The sequence below is a fragment of the Paenibacillus dakarensis genome (assembly GCF_001373415.1).
In the GTDB taxonomy this organism is placed as follows: domain Bacteria; phylum Bacillota; class Bacilli; order Paenibacillales; family Paenibacillaceae; genus Paenibacillus_AQ; species Paenibacillus_AQ dakarensis.
The window spans coordinates 1-22,453 of the sequence record NZ_CDSE01000014.1 but is presented as its reverse complement, the minus strand read 5'-3'; the positions used below and the strand labels follow the sequence as shown (position 1 = coordinate 22,453).

General features: G+C 47.2%; 19 protein-coding genes and 1 pseudogene. 14 read left to right on the top strand and 6 right to left on the bottom strand.

Annotated features, from left to right (window positions below; genetic code table 11):
- The first annotated feature begins 26 nt into the window (after positions 1 to 26).
- Complete coding sequence (locus BN1234_RS03965) at positions 27 to 1,850, top strand: hypothetical protein (protein WP_054955371.1); 1,824 nt, start codon at positions 27 to 29, stop codon at positions 1,848 to 1,850.
- Between the two features lie 21 nt (positions 1,851 to 1,871).
- Positions 1,872 to 2,431: pseudogene (locus BN1234_RS22715) on the top strand (SDR family oxidoreductase); the annotation flags it as partial.
- Between the two features lie 30 nt (positions 2,432 to 2,461).
- On the opposite strand, the gene BN1234_RS03950 reads toward BN1234_RS22715, so the two are convergent.
- The 6 genes from BN1234_RS03950 to BN1234_RS03925 form a co-directional block, all read right to left on the bottom strand.
- Positions 2,462 to 4,192, bottom strand: a complete 1,731-nt coding sequence (locus tag BN1234_RS03950) for a glycoside hydrolase family 13 protein (protein ID WP_054955368.1) — start codon at positions 4,190 to 4,192, stop codon at positions 2,462 to 2,464.
- Between the two features lie 164 nt (positions 4,193 to 4,356).
- Positions 4,357 to 4,881: a hypothetical protein gene (locus BN1234_RS03945; protein WP_054955367.1), complete on the bottom strand. Its 525-nt coding sequence runs from the start codon at positions 4,879 to 4,881 to the stop codon at positions 4,357 to 4,359.
- 163 nt (positions 4,882 to 5,044) lie between these two features.
- A complete protein-coding gene (locus tag BN1234_RS03940) occupies positions 5,045 to 5,881 on the bottom strand; it encodes an ABC transporter ATP-binding protein (protein ID WP_054955366.1) in 837 nt (278 codons plus the stop codon).
- Between the two features lie 85 nt (positions 5,882 to 5,966).
- Complete coding sequence (locus tag BN1234_RS03935; RefSeq protein ID WP_054955365.1) at positions 5,967 to 7,013, bottom strand: FecCD family ABC transporter permease; 1,047 nt, start codon at positions 7,011 to 7,013, stop codon at positions 5,967 to 5,969.
- Between the two features lie 43 nt (positions 7,014 to 7,056).
- Positions 7,057 to 8,133 (bottom strand): FecCD family ABC transporter permease, encoded by a 1,077-nt coding sequence (locus tag BN1234_RS03930; protein WP_245640088.1) that lies wholly within the window; start codon positions 8,131 to 8,133, stop codon positions 7,057 to 7,059.
- Entirely contained in the window at positions 8,130 to 9,137 is a 1,008-nt protein-coding gene (locus BN1234_RS03925; protein ID WP_054955363.1) for an iron-siderophore ABC transporter substrate-binding protein, read from the bottom strand. The genes BN1234_RS03930 and BN1234_RS03925 overlap by 4 nt, the downstream gene beginning before the upstream one ends.
- A 398-nt stretch (positions 9,138 to 9,535) precedes the next feature.
- On the opposite strand from BN1234_RS03925, the gene BN1234_RS03920 reads away from it, so the two are divergent.
- From BN1234_RS03920 to BN1234_RS03870, 12 genes are all read left to right on the top strand, one after another.
- Positions 9,536 to 10,546: a LacI family DNA-binding transcriptional regulator gene (locus tag BN1234_RS03920; protein WP_054955362.1), complete on the top strand. Its 1,011-nt coding sequence runs from the start codon at positions 9,536 to 9,538 to the stop codon at positions 10,544 to 10,546.
- Between the two features lie 129 nt (positions 10,547 to 10,675).
- Entirely contained in the window at positions 10,676 to 11,665 is a 990-nt protein-coding gene (locus tag BN1234_RS03915) for an ABC transporter permease (RefSeq protein WP_170307985.1), read from the top strand.
- Positions 11,666 to 11,686: 21 nt separating this feature from the next.
- Positions 11,687 to 12,571, top strand: coding sequence for a carbohydrate ABC transporter permease (locus BN1234_RS03910; RefSeq protein WP_054955361.1), 885 nt, complete (start codon positions 11,687 to 11,689; stop codon positions 12,569 to 12,571).
- A 64-nt stretch (positions 12,572 to 12,635) separates the two neighbouring features.
- Positions 12,636 to 14,273, top strand: coding sequence for a type 2 periplasmic-binding domain-containing protein (locus BN1234_RS03905; protein WP_054955360.1), 1,638 nt, complete (start codon positions 12,636 to 12,638; stop codon positions 14,271 to 14,273).
- Positions 14,274 to 14,318: 45 nt separating this feature from the next.
- Positions 14,319 to 15,668 (top strand): glycoside hydrolase family 30 protein, encoded by a 1,350-nt coding sequence (locus BN1234_RS03900; protein ID WP_054955393.1) that lies wholly within the window; start codon positions 14,319 to 14,321, stop codon positions 15,666 to 15,668.
- 485 nt (positions 15,669 to 16,153) lie between these two features.
- Positions 16,154 to 17,620 (top strand): Msr family ABC-F type ribosomal protection protein, encoded by a 1,467-nt coding sequence (locus BN1234_RS03895; RefSeq protein ID WP_054955359.1) that lies wholly within the window; start codon positions 16,154 to 16,156, stop codon positions 17,618 to 17,620.
- Between the two features lie 144 nt (positions 17,621 to 17,764).
- Positions 17,765 to 18,217: a MarR family winged helix-turn-helix transcriptional regulator gene (locus BN1234_RS03890; protein WP_054955358.1), complete on the top strand. Its 453-nt coding sequence runs from the start codon at positions 17,765 to 17,767 to the stop codon at positions 18,215 to 18,217.
- Positions 18,218 to 18,317: 100 nt separating this feature from the next.
- Entirely contained in the window at positions 18,318 to 19,259 is a 942-nt protein-coding gene (locus BN1234_RS03885; RefSeq protein WP_054955357.1) for a ring-cleaving dioxygenase, read from the top strand.
- Positions 19,260 to 19,274: 15 nt separating this feature from the next.
- Positions 19,275 to 20,330, top strand: a complete 1,056-nt coding sequence (locus BN1234_RS03880) for an LLM class flavin-dependent oxidoreductase (protein ID WP_054955356.1) — start codon at positions 19,275 to 19,277, stop codon at positions 20,328 to 20,330.
- A gap of 99 nt (positions 20,331 to 20,429) precedes the next feature.
- On the top strand, positions 20,430 to 20,750 hold the full coding sequence (locus BN1234_RS22710) for a sporulation protein (protein WP_054955355.1): 321 nt from the start codon (positions 20,430 to 20,432) through the stop codon (positions 20,748 to 20,750).
- A 9-nt stretch (positions 20,751 to 20,759) separates the two neighbouring features.
- Positions 20,760 to 20,936: a hypothetical protein gene (locus tag BN1234_RS22705; protein WP_245640087.1), complete on the top strand. Its 177-nt coding sequence runs from the start codon at positions 20,760 to 20,762 to the stop codon at positions 20,934 to 20,936.
- Between the two features lie 99 nt (positions 20,937 to 21,035).
- The coding region (locus tag BN1234_RS03870) for a M3 family oligoendopeptidase (RefSeq protein ID WP_054955354.1) at positions 21,036 to 22,453 on the top strand (1,418 nt) is incomplete at its 3' end.

Genomic DNA, 22,453 nt, shown 5'->3' with positions numbered 1-22,453 from the left:
AAGTCAGCATACAAAGGAAGGAAATCATGGGATTTAAAGAGGAAATGAGACGCGAAATCCGCAATGTAATTAGAGATGTCGAAAAAGAAGCGCACAAAACGTGGGATATCGATTATAAAGGGCATTCCATTCAAATTAATCACCAGTTAAAAGAAGAGCATCTTATCATCGACGGAGTGACGGTAGACAGCAACAAACGAAAATATCTCCTTTCCCATCTCATGCCGTATTCACGGTTATCAGGAGTACTGGATTTAGGTGACGGCAAAAAGCATAAGGTATCCGTTAAGATCGGGGGATTTTCCAGGTTTAACTGTATTGTGAAAATAGGCCGGGAGAAGATATTGGCCGAATCGCTCAAGCTTGATTTTCTCCCGTGGAATCATAAAGAAAAAATTGTACCCTTTATTCACCGCCAGGTGGAGGCACATAACCGGATTATCGATGAACGCCTGCCAGATGACGAGTACCTCTATGATGAGAATCAGCCGAGAATGGCCGCAGGATTAGCGGATCATTTAGCCGATGACATGCCAACCCCGTTATTTGCCGGAAAGCTGGTGAGGCTTTTGGAAAAACAGCTGAAGTCTCCGACGGATAAAACCCGCAAGGCAACCTATGAAGCCATCACATCGGACAATATCGCCAGCTACGGGGAACAGTTCATCATGCGATTTGAAGAAGCCGAGCTCGACCCATCTCTTGTACAGCAGGAAGCCATGTGGCTGCTGGAGCATGCTGCTCACCGGGAGGTAGTGAAATTTGCACTCACGGTGCTTGGCTGTACAAATTGTGAGGATTATAAAGAACGGTTAGTCCCGATAGGCCTGCATGAGGAGTTTACTTCCTATGTCATCTTTGCACTGAGAAACGGAACGAGAGAAGGGAATCATTATATCTGGCAGCTCGCTCAAAGCGTCCATGGCTGGGGCAGAATGGCAGCGGTTGAACAGCTGGAGCCTGCAACTCCGGAAATCAAGCATTGGCTGCTGACCAAGGGCTGTGAGAACAGTTTAATGAACGGACATATCGCTTATACCTGTGCGGTTAAGGGAGAGCTTGCTTCAGCGCTGTATCAGGAGACGATTTCCAAAGAGCTTTATGACGGAGCGGGTCTGATCATCCAGGAGCTGCTGGATGAAACAGAAGAAAAAGCTGTGGATGATTATTTATTTGAAAATGCCATTCTTTATCGTTTCGTTTCCCACGCCTGCACTCATTGTGATTCCCTGGATGATTTTTACCCGCTTCTGAAAATAGCCCAGTTTCTGGCGGATGAAGAAGTCTGGGAAGAACAGGCGGACGATGCATGGAAGCAGGGGGAGCGCCGTGTGGTTCAGAAACTGCTTGAACCTTTGATCCATGATTCGAAGTGGCCGCGGCTGTCGGTGGAGGCCCTGCAGCATGATTTTCATGAGAAGGCGCTTGAAATCGCTAGCTTTTATCAATTAGATATCATTTCGCAATTGTTTAAGCTTTTGGAGAGGTACCCTGCCAACAGCGAGATTTATTTTGCCATTATGGACACTCAGAATCGTCAGCATATCATCAGGCTCTGCGAGTTTGCAGAACAGCATCTAACGTTATCCGACCTGTCGGATGATGAAGAGGATTGTCTGCGGTTTATTGTCGGAGATCTGCATGACCATGAGGACGTGGGTCTGCCGCTGATTTTGGCTGCTCTTGAATCGGATATTGGAGTCCTGCAGTATCAGGCATTAAGCGTGCTTCAAGAATGGACGCCTGCCAGTTGGAATCAGCCAGCTGTACTCGCCGCCATTCAGAACATCGCAGCCACCGCAGGGGATAAAGTGGATCGCAAATTAGCGAGTCAGCTGTTAGCAAAATAAACGAAATGGAGGTTCTGATCGAGGACCCCGATTTCCGTCACACTCATTCATGCCGGCCGGATTGACACGCCGTACGCTGAGCATGCCAAGAGCTATCTGGACAAACAGCCTACCCATCAAGGCATGATTTATCCGCCGGAATCGGTGGCAGAAGCGATCCTGTATGCTGCCGAGCATCCGAAGCGGGATATGCACGTGGGCGGACAGGCTAAGCTGTGGGCGATCCTAGGTAATGTTGCACCGTGCCTGACTGACAAAATCGCCGAGGCTATTATGTTCCGCGGACAGCAGTCTGTGGACCGGCCATCCAAGCCGCAGGATGACATGCACTCTACCAACCGGGTTACGGCATGGAAGGGCGCGGACGGAACGAAGGTTATATCCGTTCAGGAAGTTACTACGTGAAGGCCTCCAAGCATCCTGTCCTGCCAACAGCGGCGATTTCAGGAGCCGGGATGCTTCTTTGGAAAAATGTCCCGTCCGAAAAGGTAAATGGTATGGAGGATAAATTCTATATGCAAGGAAAAACAGCCCGTCAGATGACGGGCTGTTTTTGCTTTGCGAATGAATATTTATTTTGATCCCTCATCCGATTACTTTGGCGTGATGGGTCACTGTGACACTCCGTCGTCCATTAATCCCTCGGACTTGTAGACTACAGCTTCATAAGGCCGCAGGGTGCCGGAAGGAATATGAATGTTCGGATGAACGTGTTGTGAGTCTGAATAATTACCGATGATGAAGGAGGCCTGCCGCATCCGATCCGCTTCGTTATCTGGCAGTTCGTACCCGGCTTCTTCCCCGGAGAAATTTAGCAGAACAAGCCAAGCCTCATCGTCCATCCAGCGTATATAGCCAATAATCTGTGAATGGTTCTCGAGCACGATTTTAAAATCCCCATAGGTCAAGACTTTGTTTTCTTTACGTAAAGCAATCATTTTTTTATAGTAATTCAGTACAGAATGAGGGTTCTGCTGCTCGGCAGCAACATTGATCTCCTTATAGTCCGGATGAACAGGCAGCCACGGCTTGCCTGTCGTAAATCCTGCTGCATGGCTGTCGTCCCACTGCATAGGGGTCCGGGCGTGATCCCTGGATTTTTGCCGAATTCGCTCCATAATTTTCTCTTCGTTTTCCCCGCGCTCCCGAACCATTACATCGTAATAAGCCAGCGCCTGCTGTTCTTTAAAATCCTCGATATGGTGCAAAAGAGGGTTATGCACCATGCCAAGCTCCTCTCCCTGATGGATAAAAGGCGTGCCACGCAGTGTCAAGAGCAGGGTGGAGAGCATTTTGGCCGACTGGATCCGGTAATTCACAGGGTCACCGAATATATTTACCATTCTCCGTTGATCGTGATTGCTGAAATAAATCCCGAACCAGCCGCCGTCTTCGCCGATATCCTTCTGCCACATCGTCAAAATGCTGCGCAAGTCGTCCAGCGTCCATTCCTGAGTCTGAAATTCATCTTCGGTCCGGTCGGCAAGAGTAGAGGCTTCCGGGGAAAGAACCATATTCAGCTCCTTCCGGGCGGGGTGTGTATAGAGCAACACATTCTGTTCAACGACCTTCGAGGTTTCTCCGGCGGTCACAATGTCGTAATGTGAGAAAACCTCCTTGTGCATTTCCTGCAGGTATTCATGGATATGGGGGCCGTTTTTCGTAAAAGGCTCTCCGCTGGCTTGAAGCTTTTCCTGATGCGTATCCGGAAAGCGTTGATCCTTGGATATCGAATTCACCGCATCGATCCGGAATCCGTCAATCCCCTTATCCAGCCAGAATCGCATCATCTTGTACATATCCTTGCGAAGCGGGGGATAATCCCAGTTCAGGTCAGGCTGCTTGGCATTATAGAGGTGGAGATAGTACTCCCCGGTCTGTTCATCCAGGGTCCAGGCCGGTTTCCCTAAATAAGAGGTCCAGTTGTTAGGCGGACTTCCGTCTTCTTTGGCCGGCCGCCAGATATAGTAATCCCGGTAAGGATTATCCTTCGAAGAACGGGACTGCTCAAACCATGGATGCTCATCCGAGGTATGATTAAGAACCAGGTCCATCAATACACGAATGCCCCTTTGGTGCATCTCCTGAAGGAGCAGCTCAAAATCCTCCATCGTTCCGTACTCGGACTGTATAGTGTAATAATCCGAAATATCATAACCGTGATCAATATCGGGAGACGCATAGATCGGTGTGAGCCAAATGGTGTCGATGCCTAAATCCTTGAGGTAATCGGCTTTGGATAGAATGCCCGGCAGATCGCCAATCCCGTCTCCGTTCGAGTCTGCAAAGCTGCGGGGATAAATCTCATAGATCGTGCTTTCTTTCCAATGTGTCATGTTCATTTGGTGAGCCCCTTTCTATATCTTAGGTGCCTTCAAAAAATAGTTCACTTCTATTCTTTTACCCGTAGTAAATTGAATCCAAGCTAATGAACAAGCCCAGTACCGATACGGCACTGGGTTATTTTTAAATAAAGTGTATTTGTTTTGGGAAGCTCTCTGATTTATTATTTCTTTCCAGCTAAAGATAGCGTTATTGTGCTGGACTCTTTGGGGATAACTTGTTTTCCGTTTTCCTTGATCAATGAAATGGTCATTTCAACAGTATTTTGATTCGTAAGATCTACTGGTATTGATCGATAATGAAATTCCTCAAACCATCCACTGGTTACCCTCGTAACCAGCTCATTTTCAGATTGCTTACCATTTTCATCTTTAATGGTTGTTTGAAAAACTCTATCGGGTATTTGATCGGACCGGTAAGACCACTTATTAAACCAGAGGCCAAAATGAATTTCTTTAGATTGAGGCAGATAGTATACCGGTGTTATATGTACATTGGGATTCGATAATTTTTGATTGTGGTCTGTAATCTGAATGGGCTTCTCATTGTTTTTATAGGGATTGGACCATTGTATCGGCAAAATTTCACCTGACTTTAAACTGTTTAGCTCTCGGTTACTATACAAATATGAAGCTATTATGATGATTAAGAGTACGAGGGTGGAGATAATCAGCTTCTTTTTTTTCATTCTTTTGCCTCCACTTGTTTAATCATATTAATAACCCATTTGACGATGATTACCTTTTAATACCATTAACTAATGTTTTTGAAACAAATCCCGGTTATTCATTAATAATAGGCCCTGCTTATCAAGCAGAGTCTATTTGTGTTGAACGTGAGGAAGGGAGCCTCTATTTAACCCGCTCCCGCCCCAGCGGAATGATTAGCGGTGTATGGGAGACCGGATCTTCAATGACCTTACACTTTAGGCCAAAAACCTCTTCGACCAGTTCTTCGGAGACAATCTCGGAGGGCTTGCCTTGGGCGATGATTTTGCCTGCTTTCATGGCGATCAAATGGGTTGCATAGCGGGCAGCATGATTCAAGTCATGCAGGACAGCCACCAGTGTATTTCCTTGTTCGTTGAGGTCTGTAAATAATTCGAGCAGCTCAATTTGGTGGGCAATATCCAGGAAAGTGGTCGGCTCATCTAACAGGAGCAATGGGGTCTGCTGAGCAAGCACCATCGCGACCCATACCCGTTGGCGCTGACCTCCGGATAGTTCATCTACAAAGCGGCCCGACAGCTCGGTTGTATTGGTTAACTCCATCGCCTGCATTACAGCCTTTTCATCTTCCTCAGTCCATTGTTGAAAAAGGCTTTGATAAGGATATCGGCCATATGCTATCAAATTTGCGACAGTGATTCCATCAGGGGCCGTTGAGGATTGGGGCAGAAGACCGAGCTTTTTTGCCACTTCCTTAGATTTGTATGTACTGATCTGTTTCCCGTCCAATAACACATGGCCAGCTGAAGGCTTAATCAGATTGGAAAGGGTACGTAGAAGAGTTGACTTGCCGCACGCATTAGGTCCAATAATGACCGTAAAGGACCGGTCCGGAATCTCGAGTGAGAGATTCTCGGAAATGACCCGATGGTCGTATTGGGTAGTGACATGTTCAACGCCAAGCCGGGAACGAATGGGTGAAATGGTTTGGTTTTGCATGTCCGGGTTAGTTGTAACCATATGAATGACAACCTCTTTCAAAATAGGAATAACGGAATGAATTACACCGTTTTACGATACGTTTAAGAAGTCCGCAGCTTTATTTTTATATGGCAGAACGCGCTTGACGAAACAATAACCAAACTAAATACATACCTCCAACAGATAGCGTTAGTACACCTACAGGGAGAACCATTCCAGGAACCAATCGCTGTGCCAGAACATCAGCACTTAATAAGATAAACGCGCCGACAGCCGCCGATGGAGCAAGACTTTCGGATGTCTTGGTAAAGCGAATGGCAATTTGCGGAGCAGCTAATGCAACAAAGGTAATGGGCCCCATGATGGCTGTCGCAGACGCAGTGATGGCCACGGCAATCACAAGCAATAACAATTGAGAACCTTCGAAACGGACACCATGTGACTTGGCTGCATCCTTGCCCAGCTCCATTTCGCGAAGAGGCCGATTCATCATCATGGCCAAAATAATGAGCACACATACAGCCAGGATTGCTGGAAGAGCATGCTCCCAACTGATTCCGTTCAGAGACCCAACTCCCCAGGCACCAGCCGTTAACGCAACCTCAGCTTGGCTTTGAAGCAGCAGCATGGAATTGACACTGCCTAAAATGGTTGAAATGGCTATACCGACAATAATTAATCGAAAGCCTTGAGTGCCTTTGCGAAATGCAAATAAATAAATAACAAGAGCCGTTGCGAATCCGCCAATCAGTGCACCCATTGCGATTGAGGTAAAGGCCATCGATTTGAATACCAGCATCACGATTAAAGCTCCTGTATACGAGCCGGTAGTAAAGCCAAGAATGTCAGGCGATCCCAAAGGGTTTCGGGTAATCGACTGGAAAATCGATCCGCTTACAGCAAGGCCCGCACCCAGCACAATAGCGGCTAAGATCCTCGGCATACGCCACTCCAAAACCACAGTCCGCTTAATTCCCGTCATATCACCAAAAAGTGCAGAAAACACCTCTGCCATACTGAGCTTAATGGTTCCAACCATAAGAGAAAATAAGGCGACGCCTATTACCACTCCGAGAATAATGGCAGTAACGACCATACTCCTGATATCTAGGCGTATTTTTACTGGCCCATTTAGCTGCAAGTATTTTCTGCCGAAATCAATGCGCCCCATGAAACACACTCCTTTTAATGATCAGTCTTCTTCAGTTTCGTCATTATAAACCAATGGTTTTTCGCCGTCTCATCAGGATAAGGAGGATAGGGGCACCAACAAATCCTGTGATAATACCAACCGGGATTTCTCCGGGAGAAATGACGACCCTGCCAATAATATCAGATAGAAGCAAGATCAATGGGGCAATGACAAGAGAATAGAGAAAAATCCAGGGCTGATCCGGACCAATAAACCACCGCACAAGGTGGGGAACCATTAAACCGAGAAATACAATGGGACCCGCAATAGCCGTTGCGCCCCCCGCAAGCAGCGTGATGGAAATCAGACCAAGAATCCGGGTTAGGTTTACATTCACACCAAGAGAGGAAGCACGATCATCACCAAAGGCAATCGTATTTAATGCCGGAGCAATCATGAAAGCTAATAGGGTGCCCACAACGAGAAAAGGAGTAATCGTCCCAAGATCCTCAAGGCCTTTTCTTGCTATGGAGCCCACTCTCCAGCTCAGCAATCCCGCAAATGCCCGACTATCTATCAAGGACAATGCCGTTGTAATTCCGTTCAATGCTGCAGCCATAGCTACTCCGGCCAGTGTAATCTGTTCAGGTGTCGGTGATTTCCTGCCTGCACCGGCACCGATAAAATAGATGGCTATGGTTGTAATTAACGCCCCAGCGAGAGCAAACCATATATAGCTTGACATCGAAGTCATAGAAAAAATGCCTACGGCCAATGCAACAGCAAAAGCTGCCCCTGCATTCACTCCAAGAATTCCAGGGTCAGCTAATGGATTGCGTGTTAAAGCCTGAATCACAGCCCCTGCCAGACCAAAGGCAGGTCCAACCGCAAGGGCGATGATTGTGCGAGGCAATCGGGATTCATGAATAATTGCATAGTCATAGCTATTCGAGTCAGAAGAGAATAGAGCATCCCATACAACATTCATGGACAGTGGCTTAGATCCAATCATGAGGCTTAGGAAGACAACCACCACTAAAAGGAATAAGGCTAAGACTAATCCTGCTATTCGCTGCAGCCGCAAGGCAGTCATTGGTTTCTTTTGAACTGTTTTATTTGATGCACCATTTGGCTGCTTACTTGCTGTCAATAATCTCACTCCCCGCCTTGTAAGGCTTTATCAAACATAGCTGGCAATTGATCAATTGCCCATAATAAGGCTGGTGCGGTACCTGCCGAAAAGGCATCTGAATAATCACCTTCAACAATTACAGATCTTCCCTCAGCAACGGAAGGGATTTTTTGATAGAGCGGATTGCCGGTGATTTCTTTGGTGTCCACCCAAATCGGGATCACAACGGTTAAATCAGCATCTAAAAGCTCTAATTGCTCGTCAGCTACCTGTACATAGAAAACACCGTTCGCTTGTTGTTCAATTTCTTCCTTATTTTTAAATCCTAATTTGGTCATAAAATCAACCCGAGCATCACCACTTACGTATGCTCCCCAACCTTCAGCGGTGTATGCCCCGACTGCGACGGTTTTATCCGCGAATTGCGGGTATTCTTTTTTAGCTTTTTCAAAAGCAGAGTCAATATCCTTCAGGATTTGATCTCCTTCTGCTTCCTTGCCAAGGGCTTTCGCTATGATTTGAACTTGCTGTTGATAGGTGGTCAAGTAGTTATCGCCGCCTTCCGGAACACCGATCGTGGTCGCAATTTCAGAAAGACGGTTGTAACGTTCTTGATCTCCTGAGGATCTAACATCCAGGATGAGGTCCGGCTCAAGGGACGCAATCTGCTCATAATCGAGTTCCATGGTTCCAAGAATGGTTGGTGCAGTTTTATACGCACCTTTTAACCAGGGACCTACACCTTCACCTCCAAAAGCAAGCCAGTCACTGGCACCAACCGGCTCTACGCCAAGTGCCAAAGCTGTTTCTGCATCACCCCAGCCAAGGGCAACAATACGTTTAGGCTCTTTATTAATTTCTATATTACCGAATTTCGTTTCAATCGAAGTACCGTTAAAGCTATTGGATTCATTATCTGATTTACCCCCGGATTCCTTACTTGTCTCAGAGCCACATCCAGCTAATCCAATCGCTACAATCATGATCATGATAAGACTAAGTAATCTGGTTGAACGTAGGTGCTGCTTCATTATTGATATAGTCCCCTTTCGAAATTCAAATATTACATCGATGATAATCATTATCAATATATTATCAATATAATATCATTATATTATATTTTTTGGGTCACACTTATTTTGGCAACGGTTGAAGAGGGAGCATGCCTATATAAGCACCCGGGTGTACTCATCGGCATCATGAATAATGGATGGATATATCGTTAACCAACCTCAACTTTCAATGGTATTGTTTATGTTCGTGCTAGTCTACTGAAGGAAGGACAGAATCAGGAAAGCATGGCGATTGTCACAAGTTTTCCTTTTTCTACATTTTATTTTTCTGTGCGCTAAAAAAAGCATTGTAATGAAAGCGCTTGTATGGTAATTTATGCTTATAAAAACGTTTTTATAAAAAAAGGAAAAATAATATGGCCAAAGTGACGATAAAAGATGTCGCAAGAGAAGCCGGGGTTTCCATTTCAACGGTTTCCAATGCGCTGAATGATGTGGACGTGTTAAATCCCGAAACCAAATCGCATGTGCTCAATGTCGCGAAGCGGATGAATTATGTGCCGAACCTGAACGGCAAGCTGCTGAAATCCGGGAAGACGAAGATGCTGGGCTTCTTTACGACCAGCGTATCCGGACCGTATTTCTACACGCTGGTGGAATCCATGTCGAGAGAATGCGACCGTCTGGGCTACGGGCTGAACGTGTTTGTGACGAAGGACAAGAAGGTTATTATGAGCAACATTCTGGGCCGGCGAGTTGATGGCGTCATCATCTTCGAAGAGAACATGATCGAGGAGCAGGATATTGCAGCGATGGAAAAGGACAGGGTGAAGGCGGTATTTCTGGACCGGGTGATCGAGAATGAAAACATGGGCAGCATCATCTTCGATTCCTACATCTCAGCCTATAAGGCAACGCAATACCTGATCAGCCTGGGACACCGCCAAATTTCCTACATCTCCGGCGTGGACACGATGTTTGACAGCGTACAGCGGAAGGAAGGGTTTCTCGCCGCGCTGCAGGAATTCCAGCTTCCATTCGATCCTGACTTTATACTCCAGGGCTATTTTGAGGAAGAGGGAACATATCTCGCGGTAAAGTCGTTTTTAAAGCAGCATCCCGGCAAAATACCGGATGCCTTTCTCGCCGGTAACGACGTGAGCGCGATTGGCTGCATTAAGGCACTGAACTCCATAGGATATGAGGTTCCACGGGATATCAGCGTGGTCGGCTTTGACGATATTGATATTGCACAGTACTTTACCCCGCCGCTGACCACAGTACGCAACCAGATCGCGAGGCAGGGCATGCTCGTGGTGAACCATCTGGTGCGGATGATTCAGAAAAAGGAACAGGGCAAGGTGGTAAAGCTCGCTGGTGAACTCGTGGTTAGAGAGTCCAGCACCGTAAAGCTCCCAAGGGATTAAACCCTGCATCAGGGCGAAGCCGGAATGATGGCGCATAACAACGGGTATATACGACCGCTTCGCCTTGGAAATAAAAACGTTTTTATATTTTCGGTAAGATGGCAGGTAATTAAAAAGGGGGCAAAGCACGTGAACAAAAAAGCCGTGGCTTCAACCGCAGTCCCGGAAGGATTAAAACTCGCTGGCAAAAAGCCAAGAAAACAGCGGGTGCGCGAATTTTTCGTAGACTTCGGGCGGCAATGGGAGCTCCAATCCATGATTCTCCCGGGCGTCATCTTTATGTTTATATTCAGCTACATCCCGATTTATGGACTGACGATCGCGTTCAAGAACTATACGGTTATCGATACGCTGGACTCCGCTCCCTGGGTAGGGCTGGACAATTTCAAAATCATTATGTCGGATAGGTATTTCTGGGACTCCGTCATCAATACGCTGGGGATCAGCTTTCTGAAGCTGGCGATCGGTTTTGTCATTCCGATTATCCTCGCCATCATGATTTACGAGGTTAGCCTGAGCCGGTTTAAGAAGGTCGTACAGACGATCTCTTACCTCCCGCACTTCCTGTCCTGGATCGTGCTTGGCGGTATGCTTATCACCTGGTTCTCAACATCCGGACTATTTAACGAGCTGCTTAGAGCATTCGGCCTTATCTCGCAGCCGCAAAATATTTTGCTGGATCCAAGCAAGTACTGGTGGATTGCCACGCTGTCGGATATATGGAAAGAAGCCGGATGGGGCACGATTCTATATCTGGCGATCATGGCGAAGATCGATCCGACCTACTATGAGGCCGCGAAGATCGATGGCGCAAGCCGTATCAGACAGATCTGGAACATTACGATTCCGAACATGAAGATGATCATCAGCTTGAACCTCATCCTGACGGTCAGCGGTTTGCTTGGCTCGAACCTGGATCAGACGCTCGTGCTGATGAATTCCCAAAACCGGGAAAAGGCCGAGGTCATTAACTCGTACGTATACCGCATGGGTATGGCGCAAGGAGATTTCTCGTACGCCACCGCTGTGGGTCTCGGCGTTTCGATCGTTTCGGTCATCCTGCTGGTAACAGCGAACAAAATCACTAGTAAACTAAACGACAACGAGTCTGTTTTGTAAAACCCGGGGGAGGTCAATGCGATGAATCTAAAAGCGCTTAAAGGTGACAGGGACAGCCGTATTTTTGACATCATCAATATTACGCTGCTGCTTCTGTTCACGATCATCATCATCGTTCCCCTGTGGAACGTTGTTGTATCATCCTTCAGCTCGGGCCGGTCCCTGGCGGAGGGCGGGTTTATTTTCTGGCCTAACGAATTTTCAACGGAAAACTACCAGGCGGTATTCCGCGATGATCATATATGGCAGGCCTTCTTCATTTCCTTTGCCAAAACGGTGGTCGGAGTCATCACCCACGTATTCTTTTGCGCGATGGTTGCATACGGCCTCAGCAAAAAAAATCTTCGTGGACGCAAGTTTTACATGTCGATGGGCGTCGTTACGATGTTTTTCTCAGGCGGGATGATTCCTACCTACTTGCTCATCAAGGATCTCGGCATGCTGAACAGCTTCTGGGTCTACATTATCCCGGCACTGCTGAGCTTCTACGATGTCATTATTCTCATGAACTTTTTCCGCAGCGTGCCAGATGCGCTTGAGGAGTCGGCTAAGATTGACGGGGGCGGCCACTGGCGGATATTCCTGAGTATCTTCATCCCGCTGTCTATGCCGGCCATGGCGACGATTGCGCTGTTTAACGGCGTCGGGCAGTGGAATGATTTTATGACGACAAAGCTTTACATCACAGACCAGTCGCTCTATCCGCTGCAGATGATGCTGTACGAAATTATCGTGCAGTCCCAGACGCAGTCCATGCAGAATATCGGGTCTGTGGCCATCGAAACCACCACCAAAGGGGTTCAGCTAGCAACAATTGTAGTAACCACACTGCCGATTGTTGTGATGTATCCAATATTGCAAAGGTACTTTATCTCTGGAGTGATGCTGGGGGCAGTCAAAGAGTAACAAAGGGTATCGTTATACAAACGGCAAGGTCTCATGCGGCAAGAAGAAAAAGGAGGACACAAGTATGTTGGGGATAAAGGCGATAGGAAAGAAAAGCTTCACGGTTATGGCGTTTATGATGGCGTTTGCGCTCGTAGTCAGCGGCTGCGGCGGCGGTAATTCCGACTCGAAGAAGGGCAAGGAGGTTTCCATGGAAGGCCGCTATACCCCGGATCCGGAAACGCCGGCATGGAAGCTGGACAAGAAGGAGGAGCCAACACAGCTGACCTGGTACGTAAACGCGGACTGGTGGAACACCGATTTCGGCAAGGATGTCGTTACCAAGAAGATCAAGGAAGATCTGAATATCGACATCAAGTTCATTACCGGTGATGATACAAAGCTGAATACATTTTTTGCAGGCGGCGAAATGCCAGACCTGATCACGACATTCGACGCCAGATCCTCGGTAGTGCAGAAGGCTTCAACATGGGCGCTGCCGCTGAACGAGCTGGCTGAAAAATATGATCCTTATTTCAACAAAGTGGCAGCTCAGGACACGCTGAACTGGTTCAAGCTGAAGGACGGAAATACGTACGGCTATCCTAACTATTCCAATACTCAGGCTGACTATGACAAGGGCACCATCCCGGCCAAGACAGCATTTATCATCCGCAAGGACGTGTACGATGCAGTGGGCCAGCCTAAGATGGGAACGCCAGAGGAATTTGAAAAGGCATTGACTGATATCAAGCAAAAGTTCCCTTCACTCATTCCGATGGGCTTCAACTCCATTGGTGAAGGAACAGGTTCGCTCGGTGATGTATTCCAGGACTTTATCGGAGTACCGCTGGAGGACGAAAACGGCGGATTTTACAACCGCAATCTGGATGAAGATTACCTGACTTGGATGAGAACGCTGAATAAAGTTTACCGCGGCGGTCTGATCAGCGATGACAGCTTTGCAGACGACGGTACTTCATTTGAGGAAAAGGTTAAGTCCGGTAAATATGCAACGATGATGCTGGACGGCACACCGCAGCAGGGCGGTAACCTGCAGAGCTTCAAGAGTGCGAACCCGGGCAAAGAATATATTGCTATCGACGGTCCACAGAGCACGGTTGGTAACCAGCCTACGCTGAACCAGTCAGGCATTACCGGCTGGATGATCACTTTTATTACGAAGCAGAACTCGGATCCTGCAAAATCCCTTCAAATCTTCACATACCTGCTCAGTGAAGAGGGACAAATGCTGATGAACTATGGTATTGAGGGCGAAACGTATAAAAAGAATGCCGACGGCACTGTGGAATTTTTACCGGAAATCCGTGATCTGCAGCTGAACAACCCGGACAAGTTCAAAAAAGATTACCGTATGGGTGAATTCATGTTCTTCGGTCATGACCGCCACAAGGCGCTCAGCAGCGATGCATTCCCTGAAGCGATCAAGCAGATGCAGGATTGGGGCAAGGGCAAGCTGAAGCCGCACTTTGTGCTTGAAAATATCGAGCCTGACCAAGGTACACCGGAAGCACGTTCCCTGACAGCTATCAATTCGAAATGGAACACGGCACTGGTCAGCATGATCCGCTCCAAGAGCGAGGCTGACTTCGACAAGGTATTGAATGACTACAAGAAGTTCCTGGATGACAATAATTGGGGCAAAATCGTCGAAGTCCGCAGCGAGAAAATGAAAGCAAACAAAGAGAAACTGGGTCTGTAATAAGAAGTATAAGGATCGGTTATCATGGAGCCGGAGGGAAGCAGCATGCGGGACATAACCATTTATCAGTCAAACGGGGAAGACGAGCTGTTTGTTGAAAAAAAGAAGGAGCAGCTTGATGCCGTATCACCGGCAGGAAAGCTGCATCAGATCGAAGTTGATGAGCGTGTAGCCTACCAGGAGATGGACGGATTCGGCGCATCATTCACGGATTCGTCAGCCTATCTGATTCACCGGATACTGGAGCCGGAGCAGCGGACTGCTCTAATGCGGAAGCTGTTTGATGCGGAGGAAGGAATCGGCCTGTCCGTCCTCCGGAATCCGATGGGAGCCTCCGATTACGCGCGGGATTTCTACAGCTATAATGATATGCCGGAAGGCGAGACGGATGTGGAGCTGAAGCATTTCTCGATTGCGCATGATGAGGAGGATATTGTTCCGCTGCTGCAGGAGGCGCTGCGCCTGAACCCGGATATCAAGCTGATGGGCTCCCCATGGAGCCCGCCGGGCTGGATGAAGACGAGCGGCTCGATGATCGGTGGTGAACTGAAGAAGGAGTACTATCCGGTATATGCAAATTATTTTGTTCGCTATCTCCAGGCATACGGCAGGTATGGGCTTCCAATATACGCGGTCACGCCGCAGAATGAGGCGCTCTATTCACCGGGGCATTATCCCGGAATGATTATGAAGCCGGAAGTGCAGAGCGATTTTATTAAAAACCATCTGAAGCCGCAGTTTAGAGAGAACGGCATTACAACGAAAATTCTATGCTACGATCATAACTGGGATGAGCCGGGCTACCCGCTTGAGGTTCTGGAGAAAGCCCGGGATGAGGTTGATGGCGTCGCATGGCACTGGTACGGCGGAGCTCCATCCGCTCAGACTGATGTGTACGAAGCTTATCCGGACAAAGAGGTTCATTTTACGGAAGGCTCAGGCGGGGAATGGATCCCGGCGTTCGAGCCGGCATTTTCCAACGTGATGCGGACCGGGATTGAAATTTTGCGGAATTACAGCAAATCCTTCGTCTTGTGGAACATGGCGCTGGATGAGAAGAACGGGCCAACCGTGCCTGGATTTGGACAGAGCACCTGCCGCGGTATTGTAACGGTGAACCAGCAGTCGCGTGAACTGACGTATACGCTTGACTATTATGCGCTCGCGCATTTCAGCAAGTGTATCCGCCCGAAAGCGGTGCGGATAGCATCGCCAAGCAACGAGAAGATTCGCTCGGTAGCGTTCCGCAATGTGGATGGCTCCGTCGCCGTAGTGCTGTTTAATGACAGCGAAAGCCCGGAGAATACATCGGTTATTGTACGCGGTAACGAGGTGGTCTCGCTTGAGATGCCTGCGAAGAGTGCACTGACCGTTATGGTGAAAGGCCAAGAGTAGCGTCCAGTCAATATTTAAAAAAATTTGCTAAGCCTTCAATTAGAGTGCACCTTTCCTCACCGGAGGACTCACATGTAACGTTGACACCCAGAGCTGTCCAATGTTACTATTCAATAAATTCATTAAGAGGAGGCTCGTTATCTATGCTGAACTCCATGCGTATCAGATAAGATGGCAATAAAAAAGTGTTCCGCAATTGTGGGCTTTTTTTGAGCTGCTTATTTGTACGGATGAAGGCATAGATGGCGATGAGTACAGCTTATTTGGCTGTACTGTCATATCGCCGTGTCCTCTCCCGTGATAAATACAGATCTGAAGCCCGCATATGGCCTTGGATCTGTATTTTTTATGCCCACAAAAGCAATTCATGAAGGGAGCTTTGACGATGAAAAGGATGCACTGGTACTTCTTTATATAATCCTCACTTCTCAAATCGCAGGTCCACCTGCGAATCGAAACTGCGATTTTAGAAGGAGGAAATGAAAATGGAATTATTAATAAAAGCAGAAGATATTTATGTGGAGTACAAGGGACAGGATGTATTAGATATAGATGGGTTGGAGCTTTACAGTTATGACCGGATCGGTCTGGTAGGGGCGAATGGAGCGGGCAAGAGCACGCTGTTAAAGGTGCTGCTGGGTGAAATTCAGTTACCTCATACCCAAATTGTTCGGGAAGGCAGCTTCACCTATATCCCGCAGCTGGATGATGTCACCTTACAAGAGGTCAAGGATTATGCTCTAATGGGGAAACTCGGAGTAGATCGTTCTTCTTATTCGGAGAAGATGAGCGGCGGCGAAGAGACACGGCTGAAAATTGCCCAGGCGCTGTCGGAAGATGTACATGGTATTTTTGCGGATGAGCCCACGTCTCACCTGGACAGGGAGGGTGTAGACTTTTTGATTCATCAGCTTAAATATTATTCTGGTGCTCTGCTCGTGATCAGTCATGACCGATATTTTCTGGATCAAGTTGTTGATAAAATATGGGAACTGAAGGATGGCAAGATTACCGAGTATTGGGGCGGATATTCAGAGTACTTGGCTCAGAAGGAAGATGAGCGGCAAAGCCAGGCTGCGAGATATAAGCAATTTACAGAGGAGCGAGAGCGGCTTGAGAAGGCGATTGAAGAAAAGCATAAACAAGCCCGAAAGATGGAACAGAAGGCAAAGGGAGCTTCGAAAAAAAACAGCACTGAAAGCGGTGGGCGATTAGCTCATCAAAAGCCGACCGGCAGTAAACAGAAGCAGCTTCATAATGCCGCCAAAAATATGGAGCACCGCATCGAAGCGCTTGGTAATGTATTGCCACCTGAAACGAAACGTTCTATTCAATTCAGACAGAGTAGAGCCTTGGGGCTGCATAATCCATTTCCGATTACGGGAAGTGAGATCGACAAACGGTTTGGTGACAAGGTTATTTTTGAGAGGGCATCTTTCCAGTTTCCACTCGGCTCGAAGATCGGGATAACGGGTGCCAATGGAACGGGGAAGACAACTCTTTTCCAAATGATTTTAGATAAAGAAGAGGGAATCTCGATATCGCCTAAAGCGAAGATTGGTTATTTTGCACAAACCGGTTACAAGATGAATCGTACCCAAGGAATTATGGAATATATGCTTGAAGACTGTGACTATCAAGTGCCGGAAATTCGAGCGGTATTAGCCTCCATGGGTTTTACACCTCAGGATGTGAGGAAAGAGATATCGGTTTTAAGCGGCGGAGAAATCATTAAATTGCAGCTTGCCAAAATGCTATTGGGGCGGTATAACATCCTACTTATGGATGAACCAAGTAATTTTCTTGATATTCCTGCAGTAGAGGCCTTGGAAAATTTGATGAAGAGTTATGAGGGAACGATCCTCTTTATAACACACGATGTTCGTTTATTGGAGAATGTAGCGGATCATGTGTATGAAATACAAAGTGGTAATATAATTCAAAAGGCATAATGAAGCCGGGCACACTCAGAACATTATCTGGGTTGTGCTCGGAATCGGCTTCAGATCTAGATCCTGTGCGATAAAACTCCTTGTAACTTTATCACTTGAGTGGTAAAGTGATCTTAACAACGACACTGGAGAGGGGGAAATGAAATGCAAAATAATACGATTGGATCATTAATTTGGCTGCGTTTGGTGCGTTTCACGAACCAGAGCAACCAGATGTCGAATGAATTTCTGAAGCGTTTTGATCTGACCACCGCACAATTTGATGTGCTTGCACAGATTCATGTATATCAGCCGCTGACTCAAATAGAGCTTGCAGAGAAAGTAACGGTAACCCAAGGCGGAATCTCACGCATGCTCGCCCGTCTTGAGAAGGAAGGGTATATTGAACGGAAGCAGGACTGGAAGACAAAGACGATATCGTTAACAGCGCAAGGAACAGCCATTTTGGAAAGGGCTATGCCAGAACAGCTTGCGTTCCAGTCTTCTTTCTTTGATGACGTGTTGACAGATGAAGAGAAGAAAACATTGTACACCCTCATGACACGTGTTCATAAACATAGCGAGAAAAAAGAAATACCGCCTGAGTCCATGTCATAGTTTCAGTACAGGGTAAAAAGTTTACCATGACTCAGAACATATTTTTTTAAGGTATCACTTGATTAATCAAGTTATTAAATCTGATAGAGGAGGATTTCAAATGTATACCATTCCGGGACATCATCATGTCTCTATGATTACGAAAAACGCTCAAATCAACAGCCAATTCTATCGAGAGGTACTTGGCCTGCGGCGGGTGAAAAAGACCGTTAATCAAGACGATCCATCCATGTATCATTTATTTTATGGAGATTTGACGGGAAGCCCGGGTACGGAGTTATCATTTTTTGAAATGCCGATGGTAGGTCGTACTGTTCGGGGTACGAATGCAATCACGGGGATTGGCCTGCTTGTTCCTTCACTGGAGAGTCTGAATTATTGGAAGAATCGGCTTGAAGCCTTTGACGTCAAGCACTGGGACATTACGACATATGCCGGCAGAGAGGCACTTCCTTTTGAAGATCCTGAAGGACTGCGTCTTGTTTTGATTAATAGCGAGGGTCAAAAGGTACCGGATTTCTGGGCAGCTTGGGAAGGCTCTGCAGTTTCACAGAAACACCGCATTCTGGGCATGGGAACTGTTGAGATGACCGTGCGAAATATAGATACGATGGCGAGAACACTCAAGGATATATTCGGATATATCGAGGTTTCGCGTTCTGAAGCTGAAGCCGTTTACCAATCCGTTAGCGGAGAGGTTATCGGTGAAATTGTGGTGAAGCAGAAAGAGGGTCCAAGAGAAAAACCAGGCCGGGGAAGTATCCATCATCTGGCGATCCGTGTGAAGAATGATGAAGAGCTCGCACACTGGGATAATGAGATCAAGGCTAGAGGTCTCAACTCATCAGGAGTAATTGACCGCTATTATTTCAAGAGTTTATATTTCCGTGAACCGAATGGTATTTTATTTGAGATTGCAACGGATGGACCCGGGTTTGCAGTAGATTCGAATATGGAGGAGCTTGGGAGTAAGCTCGACTTACCGCCTTTTTTGGAAGATAGACGAGCAGAAATTGAAAAAATGCTTACACCATTAGATTAAGAAGGAGATGGCCCCATGGAACAATATCGCATGGATACACATAAAGGAATAGAGATTGGCTTATATTCGATCGGGGATCATTTACTTGATCCGTTAACCGGTCACCGGATAAGTGCAGAACAGCGTATCCACGAAATTATCGAGGCCGGCAAATTAGCTGACGAAGCGGGACTCGATGTGTTCGCTGTAGGTGAGAGCCATCAGGAGTTTTTTACAACACAGGCACATACGGTCATTCTCGGTGCTATTGCTCAAGCAACCCAAAATATTAAGATTGCAAGCTCCGCAACTGTACTCAGCACTTCTGATCCGGTACGTGTATATGAGGACTTCGCAACACTGGACCTGATCTCCAGAGGCCGTGCTGAAATCGTGGCAGGTCGCGGCTCTCGGGTTGGCGCGTACAGTCTGCTCGGTTATGATGTGCGTGATTATGAAGAATTGTTCGAAGAGAAGCTGGAGCTCTTAATGAAGCTGAATGAGGAAGAGAGAGTAACGTGGGAGGGCCAGTTTCGTGCACCGCTTAAAAATGCAGCCATTCTTCCTCAGCCTCCAAGTGGAAAAATGCCGATTTGGCGGGCCGTTGGAGGTCCGCCGGCAAGTGCGGTTAAGGCGGGTTATGCAGGGGTTCCGATGATGTTAACGACGCTCGGGGGCCCGGCGATTAACTTTAAACGGTCGGTTGATGCATACCGGGAGGCGGCTGCGCGGAGTGGTTTTAATCCCAAAGCCTTGCCGATTGCGACAACAAGCTTATTCTATACAGCGAAAAACTCGCAGGATGCACTGCGTGAATACTTTCCATATCTTAACTCCGGTATGGCGGCGCTAAAAGGCAGCGGCTATCCAAAACAGCAATTTGAGCAGTCCACCGACTATCGTGAGGCATTGATGGTGGGGAGTCCGCAGCAGATTATCGAGAAGATGTTATACCAATACGAGCTGTACGGGCAGCAGCGGTTTATGGCACAGATTGATTTTGGAGGCCTGCCATTTGAGAAAATCATGCAGAACATTGAACTAATCGCAACTGAAATTATGCCGGCGGTGAAGAAGCATACAGTAAAATGAGCATTTAGTAAGAAAGACGAGGGGATAAGGTGTCATTTTTTAATAAAACTCTTGCCGACTCAGAGCATCGGATAAGCTGGTCGGAAACAGGAAGAACAAATGGAGATTCCATTTGCGTTTCCTCTCCCGTTGGAAACCCCGCTTACGCTTTCCAGACAACCGGTTTGGCTGCGCACAGGCCTTGATATTGAGAATGCGATGGATCCGAAAGACCGGGATTTTATTGAAGTGACACCTCATCCGTATGCTGCTGTTGTTTTTGATGCCGTATCCGAACTGGGCTTCCGTTTCAAAAGCGCGACCTGTGAGTACAATTCACGGATGGGCCTGGGGATTCCCTTTGTTCAAGAAATTGAATTTTACCCTGGCCATGAGTTTGCCGATCGGGTGAAAGAGCTGGAATTGATTATGCATCTGTAGCGGGATGGATTGTCTGTTCTGGTGGAAGTGGATCGGAGAGGCAAAGGCCTGTCTGGATGGCTCGAGCAATCATTCGATATGAACGAACGCCATGCCTGGTTAAGGTTAGAGGACGCAGAACTGCAAAAGGGTACCTCATATATTGCAGGCCTGCTGGAGAACTTGATTTATTCGAAGACACGATAAGAAAATCTTTTAATAGCCATATAATTGAAATTTATGGTATTCATCCACCTTCATTCTAGTATAATAGATTATAATGAACTACTAGAAAGGATGATATATATGAAGTTTTCTGAATATCCGTATACACGTCCGGATATCAAGGAAATTGAACAGCGGTTTAAAACTTTGCTCAAGCAGTTTGATGAAGCATCCTCCTTTGAGGAACAGGATAAGGTTATGTCTGCTATTAACAGCCTTAGACAAAATGTAGATACGCAAGCGACTTTGGCCAGCATCCGTTACTCGATCGACACGAACGATTCCTTTTACAAGGCAGAGCGGGACTTCATGGATGAGGCGGAACCCGTATTGCAGGAATACATAACCGATTATTATAGAGCGCTTGTACACTCCAAGTTCCGTACCGAGCTCGAGGCAAAGTGGGGACGGCAGTTGTTCGCGTTAGCTGAATTGTCGCTTAAAACATTTAGCCCGGAAGTGATCGAGGATTTACAGCTGGAGAATAAATTGGCGACGGAGTACACGCAGCTGATCGCATCGGCAAAGATTCCTTTTGATGGCGAGGAGCTCACGCTTGCCCAGCTTACTCCACATGAGTCATCTAAAGACCGGGAAGTGCGGCAGCGGGCTTTTACAGCCCGGTATCAGTTTATGGCTGAGCATGAAGCGGATTTTGACCGGATCTATGATGACCTGGTTAAAGTGCGGACGAGAATTGCGAAGAAGCTTGGCTATAACAGCTTCGTGGAACTGGGTTATGCCCGCATGGCGCGTACCGATTATAACGCGGATATGGTGGCGAATTTTAGACAGCAAGTGCAGGAATACATCGTACCTATTGCAACGAAGCTGAAGGAGCGCCAGCGCAGCCGTATTGGCGTTGATGATTTGTTGTTCTATGACGAGGGCTTCACATTTAAGTCCGGAAATCCGAAGCCGAAGGGTGATCCGGATTGGATTGTTGAGAACGGTAAAAAAATGTACAGCGAATTATCGCCGGAGACCCATGAATTTTTCAACTTTATGTTAGACAATGGTCTCATGGATCTGGTGAGCAAGAAAGGCAAGCAGGCTGGAGGATACTGTACGTATATCCCGGATTACCAGGCACCGTATATTTTCTCTAACTTTAACGGAACGTCTGGAGATATCGATGTACTCACGCACGAGGCAGGCCATGCCTTCCAGGTGTATGAGAGCCGTGGTTTCAATGTGCCGGAATACAGCTTTCCGACCTATGAAGCCTGCGAAATTCATTCTATGAGTATGGAGTTCTTCACTTGGCCTTGGATGGAGCTGTTCTTCAAAGAGGACGCAGACAAGTATAAGTTCAGCCATCTGGCTTCAGGCCTCGAATTCATACCTTACGGCGTATCTGTGGATGAATTTCAGCATTTCGTGTATGCTAACCCGGATGCAACCCCGGCTGAACGTAAAGCCGCATGGCGTGAGATTGAGCGCAAATACCTGCCGCATCGTGATTTTGCAGGGAATGAATATCTGGAGAGTGGCGGTTT

What these genes read in the sequence shown, in the direction of transcription:
- BN1234_RS03965 (WP_054955371.1), top strand. Translation starts at nt 27, where the DNA reads ATGGGATTTAAAGAGGAAATGAGACGCGAAATCCGCAATGTAATTAGA.
- BN1234_RS03950 (WP_054955368.1), bottom strand. Translation starts at nt 4,192, where the DNA reads ATGAACATGACACATTGGAAAGAAAGCACGATCTATGAGATTTATCCC.
- BN1234_RS03945 (WP_054955367.1), bottom strand. Translation starts at nt 4,881, where the DNA reads ATGAAAAAAAAGAAGCTGATTATCTCCACCCTCGTACTCTTAATCATC.
- BN1234_RS03940 (WP_054955366.1), bottom strand. Translation starts at nt 5,881, where the DNA reads ATGGTTACAACTAACCCGGACATGCAAAACCAAACCATTTCACCCATT.
- BN1234_RS03935 (WP_054955365.1), bottom strand. Translation starts at nt 7,013, where the DNA reads ATGGGGCGCATTGATTTCGGCAGAAAATACTTGCAGCTAAATGGGCCA.
- BN1234_RS03925 (WP_054955363.1), bottom strand. Translation starts at nt 9,137, where the DNA reads ATGAAGCAGCACCTACGTTCAACCAGATTACTTAGTCTTATCATGATC.
- BN1234_RS03920 (WP_054955362.1), top strand. Translation starts at nt 9,536, where the DNA reads ATGGCCAAAGTGACGATAAAAGATGTCGCAAGAGAAGCCGGGGTTTCC.
- BN1234_RS03910 (WP_054955361.1), top strand. Translation starts at nt 11,687, where the DNA reads ATGAATCTAAAAGCGCTTAAAGGTGACAGGGACAGCCGTATTTTTGAC.
- BN1234_RS03905 (WP_054955360.1), top strand. Translation starts at nt 12,636, where the DNA reads ATGTTGGGGATAAAGGCGATAGGAAAGAAAAGCTTCACGGTTATGGCG.
- BN1234_RS03900 (WP_054955393.1), top strand. Translation starts at nt 14,319, where the DNA reads ATGCGGGACATAACCATTTATCAGTCAAACGGGGAAGACGAGCTGTTT.
- BN1234_RS03895 (WP_054955359.1), top strand. Translation starts at nt 16,154, where the DNA reads ATGGAATTATTAATAAAAGCAGAAGATATTTATGTGGAGTACAAGGGA.
- BN1234_RS03890 (WP_054955358.1), top strand. Translation starts at nt 17,765, where the DNA reads ATGCAAAATAATACGATTGGATCATTAATTTGGCTGCGTTTGGTGCGT.
- BN1234_RS03885 (WP_054955357.1), top strand. Translation starts at nt 18,318, where the DNA reads ATGTATACCATTCCGGGACATCATCATGTCTCTATGATTACGAAAAAC.
- BN1234_RS03880 (WP_054955356.1), top strand. Translation starts at nt 19,275, where the DNA reads ATGGAACAATATCGCATGGATACACATAAAGGAATAGAGATTGGCTTA.
- BN1234_RS22710 (WP_054955355.1), top strand. Translation starts at nt 20,430, where the DNA reads ATGGAGATTCCATTTGCGTTTCCTCTCCCGTTGGAAACCCCGCTTACG.